Origin of the sequence: Nocardia sp. NPDC059228, assembly GCF_042754245.1 — a bacterium.
Taxonomy (GTDB): domain Bacteria; phylum Actinomycetota; class Actinomycetes; order Mycobacteriales; family Mycobacteriaceae; genus Nocardia.
The window spans coordinates 550,402-568,493 of record NZ_JBHZAL010000001.1 but is presented as its reverse complement, the minus strand read 5'-3'; the positions used below and the strand labels follow the sequence as shown (position 1 = coordinate 568,493).

Annotated in this window: 23 protein-coding genes; 6 read left to right on the top strand and 17 right to left on the bottom strand. The window is 65.2% G+C overall.

The window, feature by feature from the left end; genetic code table 11:
• Positions 1–541: 541 nt before the first annotated feature.
• From map to ACFXKA_RS02455, 10 genes are all read right to left on the bottom strand, one after another.
• Positions 542–1,342 (bottom strand): type I methionyl aminopeptidase, encoded by an 801-nt coding sequence (map, locus tag ACFXKA_RS02500; protein WP_354830504.1) that lies wholly within the window; start codon positions 1,340–1,342, stop codon positions 542–544.
• On the bottom strand, positions 1,343–1,888 hold the full coding sequence (locus ACFXKA_RS02495) for an adenylate kinase (protein ID WP_354830506.1): 546 nt from the start codon (positions 1,886–1,888) through the stop codon (positions 1,343–1,345).
• Positions 1,885–3,207 (bottom strand): preprotein translocase subunit SecY, encoded by a 1,323-nt coding sequence (gene secY, locus ACFXKA_RS02490; RefSeq protein ID WP_354830507.1) that lies wholly within the window; start codon positions 3,205–3,207, stop codon positions 1,885–1,887. The genes ACFXKA_RS02495 and secY overlap by 4 nt, the downstream gene beginning before the upstream one ends.
• A 168-nt stretch (positions 3,208–3,375) precedes the next feature.
• Positions 3,376–3,819, bottom strand: coding sequence for a 50S ribosomal protein L15 (gene rplO, locus ACFXKA_RS02485; protein WP_354830509.1), 444 nt, complete (start codon positions 3,817–3,819; stop codon positions 3,376–3,378).
• 2 nt (positions 3,820–3,821) lie between these two features.
• Positions 3,822–4,001: a 50S ribosomal protein L30 gene (gene rpmD / locus ACFXKA_RS02480; RefSeq protein WP_040855284.1), complete on the bottom strand. Its 180-nt coding sequence runs from the start codon at positions 3,999–4,001 to the stop codon at positions 3,822–3,824.
• A gap of 1 nt (position 4,002) precedes the next feature.
• The gene (gene rpsE, locus ACFXKA_RS02475) at positions 4,003–4,647 is read right to left on the bottom strand and encodes a 30S ribosomal protein S5 (RefSeq protein WP_354830511.1); all 645 of its coding nucleotides are present in this window, start codon (positions 4,645–4,647) and stop codon (positions 4,003–4,005) included.
• Positions 4,648–4,678: 31 nt separating this feature from the next.
• A complete protein-coding gene (rplR, locus tag ACFXKA_RS02470) occupies positions 4,679–5,086 on the bottom strand; it encodes a 50S ribosomal protein L18 (RefSeq protein WP_354830513.1) in 408 nt (135 codons plus the stop codon).
• Between the two features lie 3 nt (positions 5,087–5,089).
• The gene (rplF, locus tag ACFXKA_RS02465) at positions 5,090–5,629 is read right to left on the bottom strand and encodes a 50S ribosomal protein L6 (protein ID WP_354830514.1); all 540 of its coding nucleotides are present in this window, start codon (positions 5,627–5,629) and stop codon (positions 5,090–5,092) included.
• A gap of 14 nt (positions 5,630–5,643) precedes the next feature.
• Positions 5,644–6,042 carry a 30S ribosomal protein S8 gene (gene rpsH / locus ACFXKA_RS02460; RefSeq protein WP_213558035.1) on the bottom strand — a complete coding sequence of 133 codons (399 nt, stop codon included), beginning with the start codon at positions 6,040–6,042 and terminating at the stop codon, positions 5,644–5,646.
• A gap of 551 nt (positions 6,043–6,593) precedes the next feature.
• Positions 6,594–6,926, bottom strand: a complete 333-nt coding sequence (locus ACFXKA_RS02455) for a hypothetical protein (protein WP_379425524.1) — start codon at positions 6,924–6,926, stop codon at positions 6,594–6,596.
• A 153-nt stretch (positions 6,927–7,079) separates the two neighbouring features.
• Here ACFXKA_RS02455 and ACFXKA_RS02450 point away from each other — a divergent pair, with 153 nt between their 5' ends.
• The 3 genes from ACFXKA_RS02450 to ACFXKA_RS02440 all read left to right on the top strand — a co-directional run bounded on the left by ACFXKA_RS02450 (position 7,080) and on the right by ACFXKA_RS02440 (position 9,996).
• Positions 7,080–7,736 carry a helix-turn-helix transcriptional regulator gene (locus tag ACFXKA_RS02450; protein ID WP_379425523.1) on the top strand — a complete coding sequence of 219 codons (657 nt, stop codon included), beginning with the start codon at positions 7,080–7,082 and terminating at the stop codon, positions 7,734–7,736.
• Positions 7,737–9,061: 1,325 nt separating this feature from the next.
• Positions 9,062–9,697: an SNF2-related protein gene (locus ACFXKA_RS02445; protein WP_379425522.1), complete on the top strand. Its 636-nt coding sequence runs from the start codon at positions 9,062–9,064 to the stop codon at positions 9,695–9,697.
• Positions 9,694–9,996: a type II toxin-antitoxin system VapC family toxin gene (locus ACFXKA_RS02440; RefSeq protein ID WP_379425521.1), complete on the top strand. Its 303-nt coding sequence runs from the start codon at positions 9,694–9,696 to the stop codon at positions 9,994–9,996. Before ACFXKA_RS02445 ends, ACFXKA_RS02440 begins: the two co-directional genes overlap by 4 nt.
• Before the next feature lies 1 nt (position 9,997).
• Here ACFXKA_RS02440 and ACFXKA_RS02435 read toward each other — a convergent pair whose 3' ends face one another.
• Positions 9,998–10,483 carry a hypothetical protein gene (locus ACFXKA_RS02435; protein WP_379425520.1) on the bottom strand — a complete coding sequence of 162 codons (486 nt, stop codon included), beginning with the start codon at positions 10,481–10,483 and terminating at the stop codon, positions 9,998–10,000.
• Positions 10,484–10,838: 355 nt separating this feature from the next.
• Here ACFXKA_RS02435 and ACFXKA_RS02430 point away from each other — a divergent pair, with 355 nt between their 5' ends.
• Positions 10,839–12,323, top strand: a complete 1,485-nt coding sequence (locus ACFXKA_RS02430) for a plasmid pRiA4b ORF-3 family protein (protein ID WP_379425518.1) — start codon at positions 10,839–10,841, stop codon at positions 12,321–12,323.
• Between the two features lie 425 nt (positions 12,324–12,748).
• Here ACFXKA_RS02430 and ACFXKA_RS02425 read toward each other — a convergent pair whose 3' ends face one another.
• Both ACFXKA_RS02425 and ACFXKA_RS02420 read right to left on the bottom strand, forming a co-directional pair.
• Positions 12,749–13,156, bottom strand: coding sequence for a PIN domain nuclease (locus tag ACFXKA_RS02425; RefSeq protein ID WP_379425516.1), 408 nt, complete (start codon positions 13,154–13,156; stop codon positions 12,749–12,751).
• A gap of 8 nt (positions 13,157–13,164) precedes the next feature.
• Positions 13,165–13,374 (bottom strand): type II toxin-antitoxin system VapB family antitoxin, encoded by a 210-nt coding sequence (locus tag ACFXKA_RS02420; protein ID WP_354830522.1) that lies wholly within the window; start codon positions 13,372–13,374, stop codon positions 13,165–13,167.
• A 379-nt stretch (positions 13,375–13,753) separates the two neighbouring features.
• On the opposite strand from ACFXKA_RS02420, the gene ACFXKA_RS02415 reads away from it, so the two are divergent.
• A complete protein-coding gene (locus ACFXKA_RS02415; protein ID WP_364605610.1) occupies positions 13,754–14,113 on the top strand; it encodes a hypothetical protein in 360 nt (119 codons plus the stop codon).
• Positions 14,114–14,200: 87 nt separating this feature from the next.
• On the opposite strand, the gene ACFXKA_RS02410 is transcribed toward ACFXKA_RS02415, so the two are convergent.
• The 4 genes from ACFXKA_RS02410 to rplN are packed head-to-tail and all read right to left on the bottom strand — an operon-like array spanning position 14,201 to position 15,643.
• Positions 14,201–14,386 carry a type Z 30S ribosomal protein S14 gene (locus tag ACFXKA_RS02410; protein WP_029923637.1) on the bottom strand — a complete coding sequence of 62 codons (186 nt, stop codon included), beginning with the start codon at positions 14,384–14,386 and terminating at the stop codon, positions 14,201–14,203.
• A 3-nt stretch (positions 14,387–14,389) separates the two neighbouring features.
• Entirely contained in the window at positions 14,390–14,956 is a 567-nt protein-coding gene (gene rplE, locus ACFXKA_RS02405; protein ID WP_354830525.1) for a 50S ribosomal protein L5, read from the bottom strand.
• A gap of 1 nt (position 14,957) precedes the next feature.
• Positions 14,958–15,272, bottom strand: coding sequence for a 50S ribosomal protein L24 (gene rplX, locus ACFXKA_RS02400; protein WP_040804283.1), 315 nt, complete (start codon positions 15,270–15,272; stop codon positions 14,958–14,960).
• Between the two features lie 2 nt (positions 15,273–15,274).
• Positions 15,275–15,643 (bottom strand): 50S ribosomal protein L14, encoded by a 369-nt coding sequence (gene rplN / locus ACFXKA_RS02395; RefSeq protein ID WP_033090674.1) that lies wholly within the window; start codon positions 15,641–15,643, stop codon positions 15,275–15,277.
• A 344-nt stretch (positions 15,644–15,987) separates the two neighbouring features.
• Between rplN and ACFXKA_RS02390 the strand changes: the two genes are divergently transcribed.
• Complete coding sequence (locus tag ACFXKA_RS02390; RefSeq protein ID WP_379425514.1) at positions 15,988–18,027, top strand: M13 family metallopeptidase; 2,040 nt, start codon at positions 15,988–15,990, stop codon at positions 18,025–18,027.
• Positions 18,028–18,092: the final 65 nt, after the last annotated feature.

Sequence of the window (18,092 nt, the reverse complement as noted above, 5' to 3'; positions counted from 1 at the left end):
GGCGTGAGCAGCTTCAGGACCCGCTCCACCAGGGCCGTGTCGCAGTGCTCCACCACCTCGGTGATCAGGCCGTCCGACATGGTGAACAGCAGGCAGTAGGTCTGGTGGTAGGGCTCGCCGGCGAGGGTGGTGGCGTAGCCGCGGGTGGACCACCACTCGGTCGCCGTCGGCCAGGATCAGATCCGCCTCCATGCGGTAGGCGGCGGCGAACTGGCCCATGAGGGGACGCAGAAGACCGTGCACCACAGCGGTTTTCGGACCCCAGGTGCCCGACCACGACCACGATCCGGGAAAGGTCCAGCGGCAATCGTCGGCCATCGCGTCGGTCAGGGCACGACCGTTGCCCAGCGCCAGCTGCTCGAAGACGGCCCGGAGGAGTTCTCGGTTGTCGGTGTTGCTCATACGGTCGACGCTACGAGCGGTGCGGGTATGCGAACAGCGAGAATCCCGCATACCCGGTATCACCAACTCGCATGGGCCGGAACGACCGCGCCCGCCTCAGCCTGGGGCTGAAGCGGGCGCGGAAAGTGTTGTGCGGAGCCTACTCCGGGCGCAGGGTCAGGATGCGCGGGCCGTTTTCGGTGACCGCGACCGTGTGCTCCCAGTGGGCGGCTCGGGTGCCGTCGTCGGTGACGACGGTCCAGTTGTCGTCCAGCTCATGGGTTTCCGTGGTGCCGAGGGTGAGCATGGGCTCGATGGCGAGGACGGAGCCGACACGGAGTTCGGGGCCCTTGCCGGGTGCGCCCTCGTTGGGCAGGAACGGGTCCATGTGCATTTCACGGCCGATGGCGTGGCCGCCGTAACCGGAGACGATGCCGTACTTGCGGTCGTGCAGCTTCTCGGCGGCGTAGGTGCCCTGCTCGATAGCGTGCGAGACGTCCGAGAGCCGGTTGCCCGGGAGCATGGCGGCGATGCCGGCCTCCATGGACAGCCGGGTCGCCTCGCTGAGCAGACGGTCCGCCTCGATGATGGTGCCGACGCCGAACGTCCACGCCGAATCACCGTGCCAGCCCTCGAGGATGGCGCCGCAGTCGATGGATACCAGGTCGCCCTCGGCGAGGACCTCATCCTTGGACGGGATGCCGTGCACCACCCGGTCGTTCACCGACGAGCAGATGGAACCCGGGAAACCGTGATAGCCCTTGAAGGACGGGATCGCACCGGCCTCACGGATGACCTGCTCGGCCACCTCGTCCAGCTCCCAGGTGGAGACGCCGGGCGCGGCGGCGGCGCGCACCGCCACCAGCGCGCGGCCAACGATAGCGCCGGCCGCCGCCATGGCGTCCAGTTCACCGGCGGTGCGGAAGGGCACCACCCGCTTGCTCTTGCGTCCGAAGACCATTCAGCGGCCCAGGGCCTTCAGCGCCCGATCGTTGACCTCGGCGACGTCGCCGACACCCTCGACCGAGACGACCTGGCCGTCGTAGTGCTCCAGCAGCGGCTCGGTCTCCTCGCGGTACACGCGCATGCGGTTGCGGATGACCTCTTCGGTGTCGTCGCCGCGGCCGCGGGCCAGCATGCGCTCGACCACCACGTCCTCGTCGACCACGAAGGAGATGACGGCGTCGAGCTCCTTGCCGGCCTCCTTGAGCATCTTCTCCAGCGCCTCGGCCTGGTCCACCGTGCGCGGGTAGCCGTCCAGGATGAAGCCGTTGACAGCGTCCGGCTCGGCGATGCGCGCCTCGACCATGCGGTTGGTCACGTCCGACGGGACCAGGTTGCCGGCGTCCAGGTACTGCTGCGCCTCGCGGCCCAGCGGAGTCTGCTCCGCGATATTCGTGCGGAAGAGGTTCCCGGTGGAGATGTGCGGAACACCGAGCTTTTCCGACAACAGTTCGGCCTGGGTGCCTTTACCGGCACCGGGCGGTCCGAGCAGTACGAGTCTCACTTCAGGAACCCTTCGTAGTTTCGGTTCATCAACTGGCTCTCGATCTGTTTCACGGTATCGAGGCCGACGCTCACAATGATCAGCACGGAGGTACCACCGAACGGCAGGCTGGACACGCCGCCGCCTCCGGAGCCGATGCCCAGCAGCAGGTTCGGTAGCACCGCGACAGCGCCGAGGTAGAGCGAGCCGGGCAGGGTGATCCGGCTCAGGACGAAGTTCAGGTAATCGGCGGTCGGCCTGCCCGGGCGGTAGCCGGGAATGAAGCCGCCGAACTTCTTCATCTCGTCCGCGCGCTCCTCCGGATTGAAGGTGATCGCGACATAGAAGTAGGTGAAGAACACGATCAGGGCGAAGTAGATCGCCACATAGACCGGGTTACTCGGGTTGACCAGGTACTTCTGGATCAGCTCCTGCCACTTGGCAGGGTTACCGGAACTCTTCTGGGTCAACTGCGCCAACAGGTTCGGCAGATACAGCAGCGAGGAAGCGAAGATGACCGGGATGACACCGGCCTGGTTCACCTTCAAAGGCAGATAGGTCGAGGACCCGCCGTACATCTTCCGGCCGACCACGCGCTTGGCGTACTGCACCGGAATCCGGCGCTGGCCCTGCTCGACGAAGATGACGCCCACGATGACCACGAATGCGGCGAAACCGACCAGGATCGTGGTGAGCAGGCCACGGCTGTCGTAGATCTGCTTGCCCTGCGACGGAACTCGCGCCGCGATACCCGCAAAGATCAACAGCGACATGCCGTTACCGATGCCGCGCTCGGTGATCTGCTCGCCGAACCACATGACCAGGGCCGCACCCGCGGTCATGACCAGCACGATGATGATCATGCCGAAGATCGAGGTGTCGTCCAGAATGTCCTTCTGGCAGCCACGCAGCAGCTGACCGCGGGAGGCGAGCGCGACCAGACCGGTCGACTGCAGCACGGCCAGCGCGATCGACAGATACCGCGTGTACTGGGTCATCTTGTTCTGACCCGACTGGCCTTCTTTGCGCAGTTCCTCGAACCGCGGGATGACGACCGTCAGCAGCTGGATGATGATGCTCGCCGTGATGTACGGCATGATGCCGATCGCGAACACGGACAGCTGCAGCAACGCGCCGCCGGAGAAGAGGTTGATCAGCTGGTAGATACCGGCGTCATTGCCGCCGTTGACCAGGTTGATGCATTCTTGAACGTTCTTGTAACTGACGCCCGGCGAGGGCAGCGACGCACCGAGCCGGTAGAGCGCGATCAGTCCCAGCGTGAAGAGAATCTTCCGCCGTAAGTCCGGGGTCCGGAAAGCCGACACGAAGGCGGAAAGCACAGATCCTCCTGGCTAACGACATGGGTCAGGCCACGGATTCAGCGATGGGCTGGTTTAGCCGAAAAACGCCGAGAACCATGACGGTGTTGGCAGACAACACTTGAACTCTAACAGCGGCACCGGGCGAGCTCGCGACTCGCCCGGTGCCATTGCTATTTCAGGTTACCGTCAGGCCAGCTCGGTGGCAGTGCCACCCGCCGCAGTGATCTTCTCCTTGGCGGAGCCGGAGAACTTGTCGGCCGAGACCTGAACGGCCACAGCGATTTCGCCCTCGCCGAGCACCTTCACGAGCTCGTTCTTGCGAACGAGGCCGTTGGCGACCAGCTCGGCCTTGCCGATGGTGCCGCCCTCGGGGAACACGCGGGCGATGTCACCGACGTTCACGACCTGGTACTCGGTGCGGAACGGGTTGGTGAAGCCCTTGAGCTTGGGCAGACGCATGTGAATCGGCATCTGACCGCCCTCGAAGCGGACCGGGACATTCTTGCGAGCCTTCGTACCCTTGGTACCGCGGCCCGCGGTCTTGCCCTTCGAGCCTTCACCGCGACCCACACGGGTCTTCTCGGTCTTGGCACCGGGGGCAGGACGCAGGTGGTGCAACTTGATGGTCATGCTTAGACCTCCTCAACCTGAACGAGGTGGCGCACGACGTTGATCAGGCCGCGGTTCTGCGCGTTGTCCTCACGCACCACGACCTTGCGGATGCCGCGCAGCCCGAGGGTGCGCAGCGAGTCCCGCTGATTCGCCTTGGCGCCGATGCTGGACTTGACCTGGGTCACTTTCAGCTGTGCCATATCAGACTCCCTGTCCCGCGCGCGCACGCAGCATGCCGGCCGGGGCCACGTCCTCGATCGGCAGACCGCGGCGAGCGGCGACCTCTTCGGGACGCTGCAGCATCTTGAGAGCCGCAACGGTGGCGTGCACGACGTTGATGGCGTTGTCGCTACCGAGCGACTTGGCCAGAACATCATGGATGCCCGCGCATTCCAGCACGGCACGGCACGCGCCACCGGCGATCACACCGGTACCGGGCGAAGCCGGACGCAGCATGACGACACCGGCGGCCGCCTCACCCTGAACCGGGTGGGTGACGGTGGAGCCGATCATCGGAACGCGGAAGAAGTTCTTGCGAGCCTCTTCGACACCCTTCTGGATGGCCGCGGGAACTTCCTTGGCCTTGCCGTAGCCGACGCCGACGAGACCATTGCCGTCACCGACGATCACGAGGGCGGTGAAGCTGAAGCGACGACCACCCTTCACGACCTTGGAGACGCGGTTGATCGCGACGACGCGCTCGAGCTGGTTCTTCTCGGCGGCATTGTCGCGACGGTCGCTACCGCCGCGGCGGTCGCGACCGCCACCGCGCTGATCGCGGTTGTCGCTGCCACCATTCTGTCCGGCGGGACCGTTTCCGCCGTCGCGCCGCTGACGTCCCGGCATCAGACGTTCCTTCCGTTCGCAGTGTTGATCATCAGAACTTCAGCCCACCTTCACGGGCGGCGTCAGCGAGAGCCGCGATACGGCCGTGGTAGTCGTGACCACCACGGTCGAACACGACCGCCTCGACACCGGCAGCCTTGGCGCGGGCGGCGATCAGCTCGCCGACCTTGGCGCCCTTGGCGGACTTGTCACCCTCGAGAGCACGCACATCGGCCTCGATGGTCGACGCGGCGGCAATGGTCTTGCCGGCGGAGTCGTCGATCAGCTGGGCGTGGATGTGGCGCGCGGAGCGGTTGACCACCAGGCGCGGACGCGCGGTGGTGCCGACGACCTTCTTGCGCAGACGGAAGTGACGGCGCGTCTTGGACAGGCGGCGCGCGGTCGAGGCGTCCTTGCCGATCGGCTTGCGAGCGGCCTTCTGCTTTTCGGTTTGTGCCATGGCTTACTTACCCGTCTTTCCGACCTTGCGGCGAACGACCTCGCCGGCGTAGCGGATGCCCTTGCCCTTGTACGGATCGGGCTTACGCAGGCCGTGGATCACCGCGGCGATCTGGCCGACCTTCTGCTTGTCGATGCCGGACACCGAGAACTTGGTCGGGGACTCCACCGCGAAGGTGATGCCCTCGGGCGCGTCGACCGGAACCGGGTGGCTGTAGCCCAGGGCGAACTCGAGGTTCGAGCCCTTGGCCTGCACGCGGTAACCGACGCCGAAGATTTCCATCTTCTTCTCGTAGCCCTGCGTCACACCCACGATCATGTTGCTGATCAGGGTGCGGGTCAGACCATGCAGGGAGCGGTTCTGGCGCTCGTCGTTGGGACGAACCACCTCCAGCTCACCGGACTCGGCCTTGGCAACGGTGATCGGCTCGGCGATCACGTGCGAGAGGGTGCCCTTGGAACCCTTCACCGTGATGTTCTGGCCGTCGATGGTCACCTCGACGCCGGCGGGAACCGGGATCGGCTTCTTACCGATACGCGACATTGTTCCTACCTCCCTTACCAGACGTAGGCGAGGACTTCGCCGCCCACGCCCTGCTGCTTGGCCTGACGGTCAGTGAGCAGACCCGAGGACGTGGAGATGATCGCCACGCCCAGGCCGCCGAGCACCTTGGGCAGGTTGGTGGACTTCGCGTAGACCCGGAGGCCCGGCTTCGACACGCGGCGCACACCCTGCAGGGAACGCTCACGGCTCGGGCCGTACTTCAGGTCGACGATCAGGTTCTTGCCGACGGGCGCATCTTCGACGCGGAAGTCGGCGATGTAGCCCTCGCGCTTGAGGATCTCGGCGATGTTCACCTTGAGCTTCGAGTGCGGCGCCTTCACCTGATCGTGGTACGCCGAGTTGGCGTTGCGCAGACGGGTCAAGAAGTCTGCGATGGGATCAGTCATGGTCATGTTGTTTGACCGGTACCTTCCTGCCGCGGTTCCCATTCAGCACCGTCTGAGATCGGCGGTCGTGGGCCTACGACAATTCGGGGCGGTCCAGCCGGGAACGCCCGACCGGATGATTCGCTTGCGCCCGGAACACGCCGCAGACAGACGCCTGCGGACACACAGGTGCCAAGCAACCGGACCAGTGTAGGCAATCGTCCTGGTCCACCCCAAATCGGGGTGCCCGGATCCGAAGCCGGTGACCTGCACCACGTGGCGTCTTTCGACCGAGTCACCGAGCTTTACACCGAGTGGTCTGTCCGACGCCGGCCGACACACGGCCACAGACCCATCGACCGGCGAGTCGCACTTGAAACCAGTCGTCCGAATTGGTCTGATACGAGCTACGTTTCCTCACGATGGGCACGTGAGCGGCGGCTCAGGAGATCCATCTGCCAGTGCCGGTGACCACGTAGACGGTTTGTACCGACGACGACTGCGAAAACGATCTTACGTTTGACGGAAGGTTGCATTCCGACCGGCTGGTAAATGCCTATGCAATGCATCGCAGATGATCACCCGCAGTGGCCCCCAGTCCGAGAGTGGGAGGGCTGAACGTGCAGATCGCCCTCCAGCGGTTCTCGCACTTGATCTCCGGAATCTATGACGCGGGCGCCAATCCGGACCGATGGGCCGGGGTAATCGGTGAGATCGCGGCCGCTTTCGGTGCCGTTCACGGCTTTCTGATCATCGCCGATCCGGCAACCCGACGGCTCACCGTTCAGGCGTTCGGTGCCGATGCCACCGCAGACGACGTCGGCGAACAGCTGACCCGTGTCGCCAAACGCGTCCATAAACTTCCGGTCGGCACCATTGCGACCAGCGACGAAGTCCTCGCGGTCCAGCATCGGCGAAACGGCCCCGGTGCCGACGAGACCAGTCCGGACGGCCTGGCGAACAGCCTCATCGCTCGCATCAGCGGCGAGATCCCGGCATCGTGGATCTGCGTTGTCTTACCCGAAAGCATCGATGTATCTCGTCACTCCGAGGGCAGAGCACTCATGCGCGCCCTGGTGCCGCACCTGGAGCAGGCCCTTCACACGCAGTCGAAGCTGGTCGAATTGGCCCGTGAGCGCGCATTCGCGTTCGCGACACTGGAAAAGGCGCAGTACGGAATCCTGATCGTCGCCGAGGATGCCACGCTGATGTTCGCCAACTCCATGGCCGAAGAGATCACACTCGATATCGACGGGCTGGCGGTGGACTCCTTCGGGAGATTGCGCGCCACGCCACCCGCGAAGCATATGCAGCTGTGCCGGCTCATCCGCGAGGCCGCCGCCCCGGCGGGTGCGGGCGGCACTATCGCAGTCGCTCGACGATCGGGAAAGCGTGCTCTCACGGTGCATGTCACACCTCTGGACGGTATGGCCGGAGGCTTGCCGTGGCATCGAGCCGCGCTACTGCTGGTCGTCGATCCGGATCACGATCCGGGACCGCAATCGGAAGTGCTACAGGAACTGTATGAGCTGACCGAAGCCGAGACCATGGTCGCCAAGGGAGTGCTGCACGGTGAAGGCTTACCGGCTGTCGCCGACCAGCTCTCGGTCTCCTTGGCCACGGCCCGCACGCACCTGCAACACATCTTCATCAAGACGGGGACCCACCGGCAGGCCGAGCTGGTGCGGCTCTTGCTGACTGTCGCGAATGCCGCGCAATAACTCTCGGAGATCACGACCATTGCGGCGGCGCACTCGCCCGCACGCCTGGGCCGGGCGGAACCCCGAACCCACACCGCCACGCGCATTCAATGGCCCGCAGTCAATCCGACCGTCCGGCCTTATGCGTCCCAGCCAATCGCTGTGTGGGTGCACAGTGAGCCGTCGTCGAGAACTATCCCCGATCCACCGCCCAGTTCCGCCGGGGGCGCCGCGTGCACGCCCCCCATGGTTGCGAGTGTCAGGCCGATGACACCTGCGGCCCCTGGTGGACATCTGCCGAATATTGCTCTCCCGAAGTGTCGCGCTGTAACCGAGGGGCGCTCTCGCACCGAAGTGCGAGAGCGCGCTGCGGATTTCTCCAGGTCAGACGCCCACCAGGCAGGCAACCCCGATCGCGGTGAACGGGGGGACGAGGGCGGCAATGCAGCCCGGAACGAGAAGTAGGCTGAGCCCCAATGAAGGCACCAGCGTTAAAACGGCAGGCTCGACCTGTACCGGTACCGCAGGGGTGGGGGCAGGGTCGGGAGCGGGCGACGCCGCGGCGACTCCGGTGCCAATCACGATCAACGGCGCACACGCGAACGCTGCCACGGTCGCGCGAATCTTATTCATCCTCATGACCTTTCCTAACTGCATGCAATCCTGGTGTACGAAGGTCAACCCATCCGGAGTTTTCCTCGCTCATCAGCACAGCACCGGCCGCCCGGAAAATCCTCATGTGAACAGATGAGATTCCACGCCCCGTGTAGAGAGAAAGCGCCGGAGCAACGTTCTGCGCCGTCGCGCGGCCAACTCGAGCAGCCGTTCGGTATCGACCTCGGACATTGCGGGGTCGGTGGCTCGGATGATCGCGGGCGGCCACCACCTTCCCCGCGTCCCTCTGCACAGTACGACGCCTCCAGCTGGCGGAACCGTCCGCTAGGGCGGCCATCCAGCACGCGAGTTCGATTATTCGACAAGGGAGTTGGGCCGGTGCCCTACGTGACCACCGATGACGGAACCCGTGTCCCAGCAGCAGAGCGGGCCCGTCGGTCTCGGTGTACTGCATGCGTGAACCCTTTGCGCCGGTGAGAGATTCGACTCCCCCGCGATAGGGGTAGACGGCCCGACGTCTACCACCGGTCTGGGACACCCCTGGGTCTTGCCGGACCCAACGCGGCATTGACAGGATTGGATGCGGCGATACCCTGGCCGCGACTTGGCGGGACGGTCAGGCTTTCGCTCTCCTTGCACCAGCGGTGCGATACCGGCGACGCGCGGGGCCAGGTGGCGTGAACGGTGACGCGTCCGGGTCGAGTCTCACGGAGTAGCCTGCGCCCCTGTCATTGGACAAGCTCGTCGTCGAGGATCTGAGCCTCGAAGAGTATTTCGACGAAACCACGTTCTGGCGGGGACTGAACTATGCCGAGCAGGGGCGGGTGCTGTCCGCCGAATGGGCGCCCGAGGCCCGGCAACTGGAAGGCGCGATCCGCGGCGGTATGCGACGACAGTCTGGTTCACGGCCGGCAGGTCGGCGCTCTAGATCGTTGGCCCTGATCTGTCACGCCCGAGAGCACCAGCCGGATGGTGCGCCGTGGCTGATCGTCGCGCCCGCCAGCGTGGTCGCGAACTGGGCGGAAGCAGCACGCTTCACCCCGAAGCTGCGCACCGTGACGGTGACCGACACCTTCGCCCGCAGCGGGCGGACGCTGGACGAGCTGACGGCGGACATCGATATCCTGGTCACCTCGTATACATTGCTGCGCTTGGATATCGAGCAGTACGCCGGTCATCGCTGGGCCGGCGTGATCCTCGACGAGGCGCAATTCGTCAAGAACCATCAGACGAAGGTGCATCAGGGTGTGCGCCGCCTGGACCGCGAATTCACCCTCGCGATCACCGGCACACCGATGGAGAACCATCTGATATCGATCTCATCGAGGATTCCAGACTGCCCGTGCGACCGCGGATCAGCACGGTGACGCTGGCCCAGCTCGGTTTGGGGATAGCTCTAGCGGCAACGCCCCAGGCACTCGCCCTTCGTACGGAGCGTCTACTAGCGATCGAACACGGCTTCGACGCGCTGCCATTCTGCACCGCATCCGCTCGACGGTTCACGTCGATGGCGAAACTCGTTGTCGCATCAGGCCGTAGCCCGAAACCCCGCAAAATGGCCTTGATGATCGCTGCCATCGCCTCGGCAAACGACCTGCCTCTGTTCACCCGCAACGCGGACGACTTCAAGGGTTTGGAACCGCTGCTGACCGTCGTACCGGTGTGAGTCACCACGTACGTGACATGACACCGCGGTAGCCGACCGCCAATTCGGCCAGCCGGCCCCAGACATCAACCAGGGTGGGGGCCAGATGCGCGGCGGCGCACGACGCGAGGTGCGCCAGCCGGTCTGCGATCGACCTCAGCGATTCGGCGTGCAGGGCCGCACAGCCGTGCTCGGGCGGTAGCGCCGAAGGCACCCAATCATCGATGAAATCGATGAGTTCGACTCTGCGCCACTCACTTTCACGAAATCGGCGGTCTTGCGCAGCCCATTCCGCGTGCGGCTCGGTGAGCTGGCGCAGTGCGTCCAACAGCGGATGCCGAACACATCCGATGCCCTGACAGGCTTGCAGAACTTGCCGTTTCGTCGGCAGCAGCGGCTCGAGCATCCCGACACCCACCCTCCGGAGTCCGCCGCTCGCGACCGCGTTCGCCCTGCGCTCCATGCTGGCCGCCCAGGCGGCCGAACTGAATACGGCCACCGACCACATCCGCCGCTGGACCGGCACCGTCCACTTCGGCACGTTTCCCGTGCTCGAAAACCCGGTGGGCCATCGGGATTTCACCACACCCGACGGCGATGGGCGGCGAACCCGTCGACAGCGCTCCCCCGGTGCCCCCGGCCATGATGCTGCGGGCCGCGGCCCTGGCCGCCAGCGGGTTCACGCGGTCGAGCGCGATGCCACCGCATCGGAACTGAGTGGGGACGAGGCCGTCCAGCCCTCAACCGGAGCCCCAAGATTGATCGGTTCCGGACGTGAGCGCAATCGATGGAACGGGCGGCCGCTCGCACATAGGGTAGGGCGGGTGAACCGGAAGCGAGAGTCACGCGGCAGTCTTCGAGTGGTGGGTTCGGCGGAGGCTCCGACCGGGTGTGAATGCGGCGAGTGCGGCGGCTTCGACCCCGAGACCGCGAGGCAGGACATCCTGCACGCACTCGAGCACTTCATCGATCCGGTAGAGGCCGAACTCTTCGGCGGAATGCTGCTGGCGACCACCCGCCTGGCCGGTGACGACCTGGAGGAAACAGGAATCACCCCAATGCTTCCGGCGATCCTCGCACTGGGTGAGAACGCGTCCGCGGTGCTGGCTGTGCTGGCGTCCCTCGGTGCGGGCCGCCTCGGGCAGGAGGCGGCCGCCGAACTCGACCGGTTGCCGGCGCGCGGATCCGCGCCGTGGATCGAGGAGCTGGCCCAACCGGTGACCGCCCGAGACTTCCTGGCCATGACCGATCCCGACGGCGAAGCCTTCGTACTGTCAGCGTGTTTCGACCGAGCGGACCGGTCACACGCGATCATCCTGCTCGTCGAACCAGACCACTGCGGCGCGGCGGCCAGCATCAATCTGATCGACTCGCACCATTTGCCGACCGCACTCGACGACGTCCGACAACACGCGTGCGAGGCCGGACTCACCTTCCACGAAGTACCGCTCAGCCCAGCCGAATTCCGCTGGCGCGCCGAGGTGGCGCTGGATCGCCGCGCAACGCACGACCGCGAGGATCTCGACACCGCCGACCTCGCCGACATCATCGACCTGGGCGACGAGGACGGCCCCGGCTACCACATCGTGCTCCCGCTGTTGCAGGCCCGGCTGCGCGCGCTGCCGAGGTCACCGAAACCGATTCCGGCCCACCCGCAGTCGTCACCCGACGACCTGCTGGACATGCTGCGCCAGTTCACGACTGCGGCCGGCCGCCCCCTCGGCTCGCCCAGACCCCGCAAGCTGCCGACCAAGCGCAAGACCCGCGACGGCCGGGCGCCGATCTACCGGCTGCGGGTCGATCTACGCGGTGCCAAGCCGCCGATCTGGCGGCGACTCGAGGTACCGGGCGACATCCCGCTGAACGAACTGCACGATGTGTTGCAAGCCGCGTTCGAATGGGACGACGACCATTTGCACGTGTTCGAAACCGATTTCGGCGATTTCGGCGAGCCGGACCCCGAGTTGGGTCGTCGCGCCGACACCAAGGCGACGCTGGAACAGGTCGCCAGCGGCGGCGCGAAGCTGGTCTACACCTATGACTTCGGCGATGACTGGGAGCACACCATTCTCGTCGAGCACATCGGCCCCGCCGAAGCCACGGCCGAGTACCCTCGCTGCACCGGCGGAAGGCGCGCCGCTCCGCCGGAAGACTGCGGCGGAATCTGGGGATACGAGAACATCCTGGCGACCCTCGCCGACCCGAACGGCCACGATCACGAAGACGTGCTGGAATGGCTCGGCCTCGACACCGCCGACGATTTCGATCCCGCGCAATTCGACAAGAACGCTGTCAACTCGGCATTGGAGCGAATGCGTGGCGCGCGAACGACACGCAAGCGTCGGTAGCTTCGATGCTGAAGTCGCAGACCTTCGCAGCGGGCGGAGTCCAGCAACCCCGCTCGCGCCCTGTGGTGCTTGCTGGTCAGCCCATCGGCGTAGATATCGTCCGCCCGCACCGGTGGCCGGTCGCCGAAGGCGAACCTGCCGACGACCGGTGTAACCCCGCAATATCCGCCATCGAATGGTGTTCTCGCGCCAATTTCTCAGTTGTAGTGCGAGTTTGGAACGGTTGGACTTGCCGCCCGTCTGCGCATGGCAGCGCACTCCAACCGCTGCTCGCTCTCCGACTGTGGATCAATTCTCCTTGAACGGGAAGCCGAGGTGCTCGAGCAGGGCGCGGCCTTCTGATCTGGTGGGCCTCCGAGGCGGCGTCGAGATCGGATTCGGCGGGTGCCGAGGTCGCGAAGCGGGCCTAGAGAGCCAGAGCGGAGTCACGGAATCGAGCCGGGCGGTGAAATCCACTGTGTCGGTTGGCCGGTCACGCCGGCAACCGTCTCGAAATCATGGTCGTAGTGGAGAATTGTGAGATTATGGGTGGCAGCTGTGATCGCTACCAACAGATCCGTGACGCCTGCGCTGCGATGTCGTCCGGATTCGGTGAGGGATTGTTGTACGCGATGAGCCCGTTGCCATCCATCGTCGGGCATGACAACCCATCCGAAGAGCTCGGACATGAGATCCTTCTTGCGCAGTCGGTCCGCCAGGGAAGTCGCGCTGAAGAGGAACTCGAGTTCGACAACGTCGCAGACGGCGATCACCCCCGCGGTCAGTGGCTCTTCCCAAGCCTTGCGCAGAGATGGATTCGAGAACAACCGTCCCGCGGCCGAAGTGTCGATCAAGTAGTGGATCATGGGCGGTAGTTGCCCTTCTCGAGCAGGATGTCGAAATCACCCCGCTCCCCCATCTCCGCTAGCTCCGCGAGAGCCTTGGCTCGTTTGATCCGCTTCGCGACCTCGATGAGTGCGGCATTCACCGTGTCCTTCTTGGTGGATGTGCCCAGAATGCGCTGGGCCTCCGCGAGTGCCTCATCATCGACTTCGATCAGAAGTTTGGACATGGACGAACTCCTCACCGACTCGCCTATATATGTGATATCAGATCCAAATATACTCGATATCGAGCAACGGTGCGCGCAGCCGGCAAGTAGTTGCGCCAATGCCGATCGAATCGGCTGGGCAATCGGTCGGTCACGAGGAAGCCGGTGTCGGTCGCCCGCCCGTATTGCTAGGCTCCCCGCTCTGACGATGGGGGAAGGACCGGTTTTTATGCCAGGGAAGATCGGGACAGCCACCGATAGACCGCGCAAGCGCTCACTTCGGGTGTCATATCTGCTACCGGCGACGGTGGCGGCCGCGCTGGTATCGAGTGGGTGCGTCGCCGCCCCCTCGGAGCGTGCGGCCCCGAGCACTACCCTGCCGCCGATCGCCCTCACCACTGTGCGACCGACAACCACCACACGAGTCCCGACCACTACGGTCCCGACAACCACCACACAGGCCCCGACCACCACCTACGCGGACACCGAACCGACCGATGTGGCGATCTGCATGGACCCGGAAACCAACGTACGGGTCGACGATGACCTTTGCGACACCGACGAGGACACGTATTCCCGCTTCTGGCTGCATCATTCCTCGTCGCTGATCTACCCCGCCGTCGGCGCGGTCGTAGGCCTGACGCTGGGCAGCTTCATCCGCCCCGCCACCGGCCGCGTCCTCGACCGCGGCGTCCCCGCGGCCGGCGGCCGGGTGTTGCGCGGCGGATTCGGCGGCCATCTCCCCAGCGGCGGCAGCTGAAGCCTCATCGCGTCGAAGGCCCCCGCCGAGACGGATCTCGGTGGGGGCCTTCGGGTTTGGTATTACGCGGTCACCAGGACCGGCAAGTCACCAGGACGACTTGTGGACGCCCGGGAGTTCGCCGCGGTGGGCCATCTCGCGCAGGCAAACACGGCACAGGCCGAACTTGCGGTAGACGGCGTGCGGGCGGCCGCAGCGCTGGCAGCGGGTGTAGGCGCGCACCGCGAACTTCGGCTTGGCGTTGGCCTTGTTGATCAGAGCCTTCTTAGCCATGGATCAGTTCTCCTTGAACGGGAAGCCGAGGTGCTTGAGCAGGGCCCGGCCTTCTTCGTTGTTGGTGGCGGTGGTCACCACGGTGATGTCCATACCACGCGGACGGTCGATCTTGTCGACGTCGATCTCGTGGAACATGGACTGCTCGGAGAGACCGAAGGTGTAGTTGCCGTTGCCGTCGAACTGCTTCGGCGACAGACCGCGGAAGTCGCGGATACGCGGCAGCGCGATCGAGATCAGACGGTCCAGGAACTCCCACATCCGGTCGCCGCGCAGGGTGACCTTCGCGCCGATCGGCATGCCCTCACGCAGCTTGAACTGCGCGATGGACTTGGTCGCCTTGCGGATCTCGGGCTTCTGGCCGGTGATCAGGGTGAGGTCGGCGACCGCACCGTTGATCAGCTTGGCGTCACGGGCGGCGTCGCCGACACCCATGTTGACGACGACCTTCACCACGCCCGGGATCTGCATCACGTTGGCGTAGTTGAACTCGTTGTTCAGGGCCGGCTTGATTTCCTCGCGGTAGCGGGTCTTCAGGCGCGGCTGCACCTTGTTCTCAGTAGAAGTCATCTCAGATGTCCTTCCCGTTGCGACGGGAGATGCGGACCCGCTTGCCGTTCTCATCGGTGCGGTAGCCCACGCGGGTCGGCTTGCCGTCGGAGTCGACGACCATCACGTTGGAGGCCTGGATCGGCGCTTCCTGGGTGACGATGCCGCCCGAGCTGGCGCCACGCTGGTTCGCGGAGTTCGCGACGTGCTTCTTGATGCGGTTCACGCCCTCGACGAGGACCTTGCCGGTCGCCGGGTAGGCCTGGATGACCTTGCCCTTGGCGCCCTTGTCCTTGCCCGAGATCACGATGACCGTGTCGCCCTTGTGCACCTTCATGGTTACAGCACCTCCGGGGCCAGCGAGACGATCTTCATGAAGCGCTTCTCACGCAGCTCACGGCCGACCGGGCCGAAGATACGGGTGCCACGCGGATCGTTGTCCGCCTTGATCAGCACCGCAGCGTTCTCGTCGAACTTGATGTACGAGCCATCCGGGCGACGACGCTCCTTGACGGTGCGCACGACGACGGCCTTGACGACCTCGCCCTTCTTGACGTTGCCGCCGGGGATGGCGTCCTTGACAGTGGCGACGATGATGTCGCCGATGCCGGCATAGCGGCGCGACGAACCACCGAGAACGCGGATGCAGAGGATCTCCTTGGCACCCGTGTTGTCGGCGACGCGCAGCCGCGACTCCTGCTGAATCACTTCAGCTCCTCCTAGACCTGGACGATATGCACGCCGGATTGCCGACCCGACGGGCATGGTCAGTTGCCCTTCAGCTGAGCCAATGGCCCGCTCCGCAGGTACGCGGGGCAGCGCCTGCCAGCGGTTTTTCACCGAACAGGAGAACAACCACTGTGGGTTCGCGGCCGAAGTGCGGGCATAGCTCCCGCAGGCAACCGGAACAGTTTAGCGAAGACCCTGTTCAGGGTGAAATCGGGGCGGAGCAGATGGCTCGGCGCGGATTCAGATTTTCCTCAGTCGGGTCAACTAGCGTCGGCGCGAGCAACGTCCGAGCTGTTCCGATCATCCGGTAGAGGAGATTCGCGTTGTCCGAGCGCCCCATCGCTCTCGACCGCCGTACGTTCCTGATCGCCCTGGGCCTGGCGCCCGCCGTGGCCGTATTGCCAGCTTGCTCCCCGGACTCCCAGTCCTCGAAACCGCCGACCGGGCCGGACATGTCCGGGTCGGATCCGACAGTGCGGCCGCAGGACGATCTGTACCGGTTCGTCAACGGGAAGTGGCTGCAGGAGTATCAGCTGCCACCGGACAAGTCGTCGTTCGGGACCTTCGACGACGTGCAGGAGCGGGTCCAGGGGCAGCTGAGGGAGATCATCGAGGGGATCCGCGATCCCAAGGCCGGGTCGGACGAGCAGAAGATCCGCGACCTCTACGACGCGCGGATGAACCGGGACGAGATCGAGACGCTCGGCATGACGCCGCTGCAGGATCTGTTCGATCAGATCGACAAGGCCGCGACCAAGCCGGATCTCGCGCATGTGATGGGCGGATTCACCACTGTGGGTCTCATCGGCCTGAGCGTGGGCCCGGACCCGAAGAACTCCAATGCCTATCTCCCCTCGATCGAGCAGTCCGGGCTCGGCATGGGCGAGCAGTACTACCGCAAGCCCGAATACGCCGCCCGGCTCGCCGCGTACCGGACGTTCATGCAGCGCCTCGCCGCCGGAGCCGGGTTCCCGGACCCGACCGCGCTGGCCGACCGGGTGGTGGACCTGGAGACCCGCATCGCCGGATTCCATTGGGACAATGTCAGAACCCGCGATACCGACGCGACCTACAACCTGATGACCTGGACCGAGCTGACCGCGCTGGGACCGCAATTCGACTGGGACCCTTGGCTTTCGGGGAACACCGACCGGCCCAAGAACATGTTCGGCAAGGTCGATGTGGCCGAGCCGTCGTTCGTGACCGGCGCGGGGCAGCTGTGGGCCGACGTCGACCTCGCCGCCTGGCGCGAGTACCTGAAGCTGAGCCTGGTGCGCGCGTACGCGCCCTATCTGCCCAAGGCGATCGCCGACGCCAATTTCGATTTCACGGGCAAGGTGGTCCAGGGGCTGCGGGAACAGCCGGAGCAGTGGCGGCGGGCCGTGGAAACGGTCAACGACGCCGTGGGCGAAGCGCTCGGAAAGCAGTACGTGGCCAAGCATTTCCCGGCCGAGGCCAAGAAGCGGGCACTCGAGATGGTCGACGATCTGCGCGCGGCGTATCGGGAGAACTTCCAGAATTCGACGTGGATGTCGCCACCCACCCGGGACGCGGCCATCGCGAAACTCGGGAAGATCAACGCCAAGATCGGCTACCCGGACAAGTGGCAGGACTACTCCAAACTCACGGTCACCAGGGGCAGGCTGGTCGAATCCCTGCGCGCCACGGACGCTTTCGAGGCGAAGCGAATGTTCGATCGGCTGGGGACGCCGGTGGACAAGTCGGAATGGGTCATGCCGCCGCAGACGGTGAACGCCTACTACAACCCCAGCGGCAATGAAATCGTGTTCCCGGCGGCCTTTCTGCAGCCGCCGTTCTTCGATCCGGATGCCCAGCCCGCGGTGAACTACGGTGCGGGCGGTGCGGTGATAGGGCACGAGATCGGCCACGGGTTCGACGATCAGGGCTCCAAGTACGACGGGGACGGCAATCTGAAGGATTGGTGGACACCGGAGGACAAGGCGGCCTTCGCGGCCAAGACCAACCAGCTGATCGCGCAGTACAACGCGCTGGTGCCGGCGGGCCTGCCGCCCGATCAGCACGTCAACGGCGAGCTCACGGTCGGTGAGAATCTGGCGGATCTGCGCGGGCTCGAGATTTCCCTGGCGGCCTATCGGATGGCCGAGAAGCGCAAGGGGACGGATACTCCCGACTATCGGCCGATGTTCGAATCCTGGGGCCGGACCTGGCGCACCAAGATGACCACCGAGGCGCTGCAGAGTCAGATCGCGTCCGATCCGCACTCTCCGGCCGAATTCCGGTGCAATCAGGTGGTACGGAATCTGGGCGAGTTCTACAGCACCTATCACCTGAAGGACGGCGACAAGGCATACCTGCCGCCGGACCAGCGCGTCACCCTCTGAGGACGTGACAACCCGCGCGAGGCCGCCGTCCCCGGTAGCCTCGCGTCGGTATCGCAGCTTCGGGG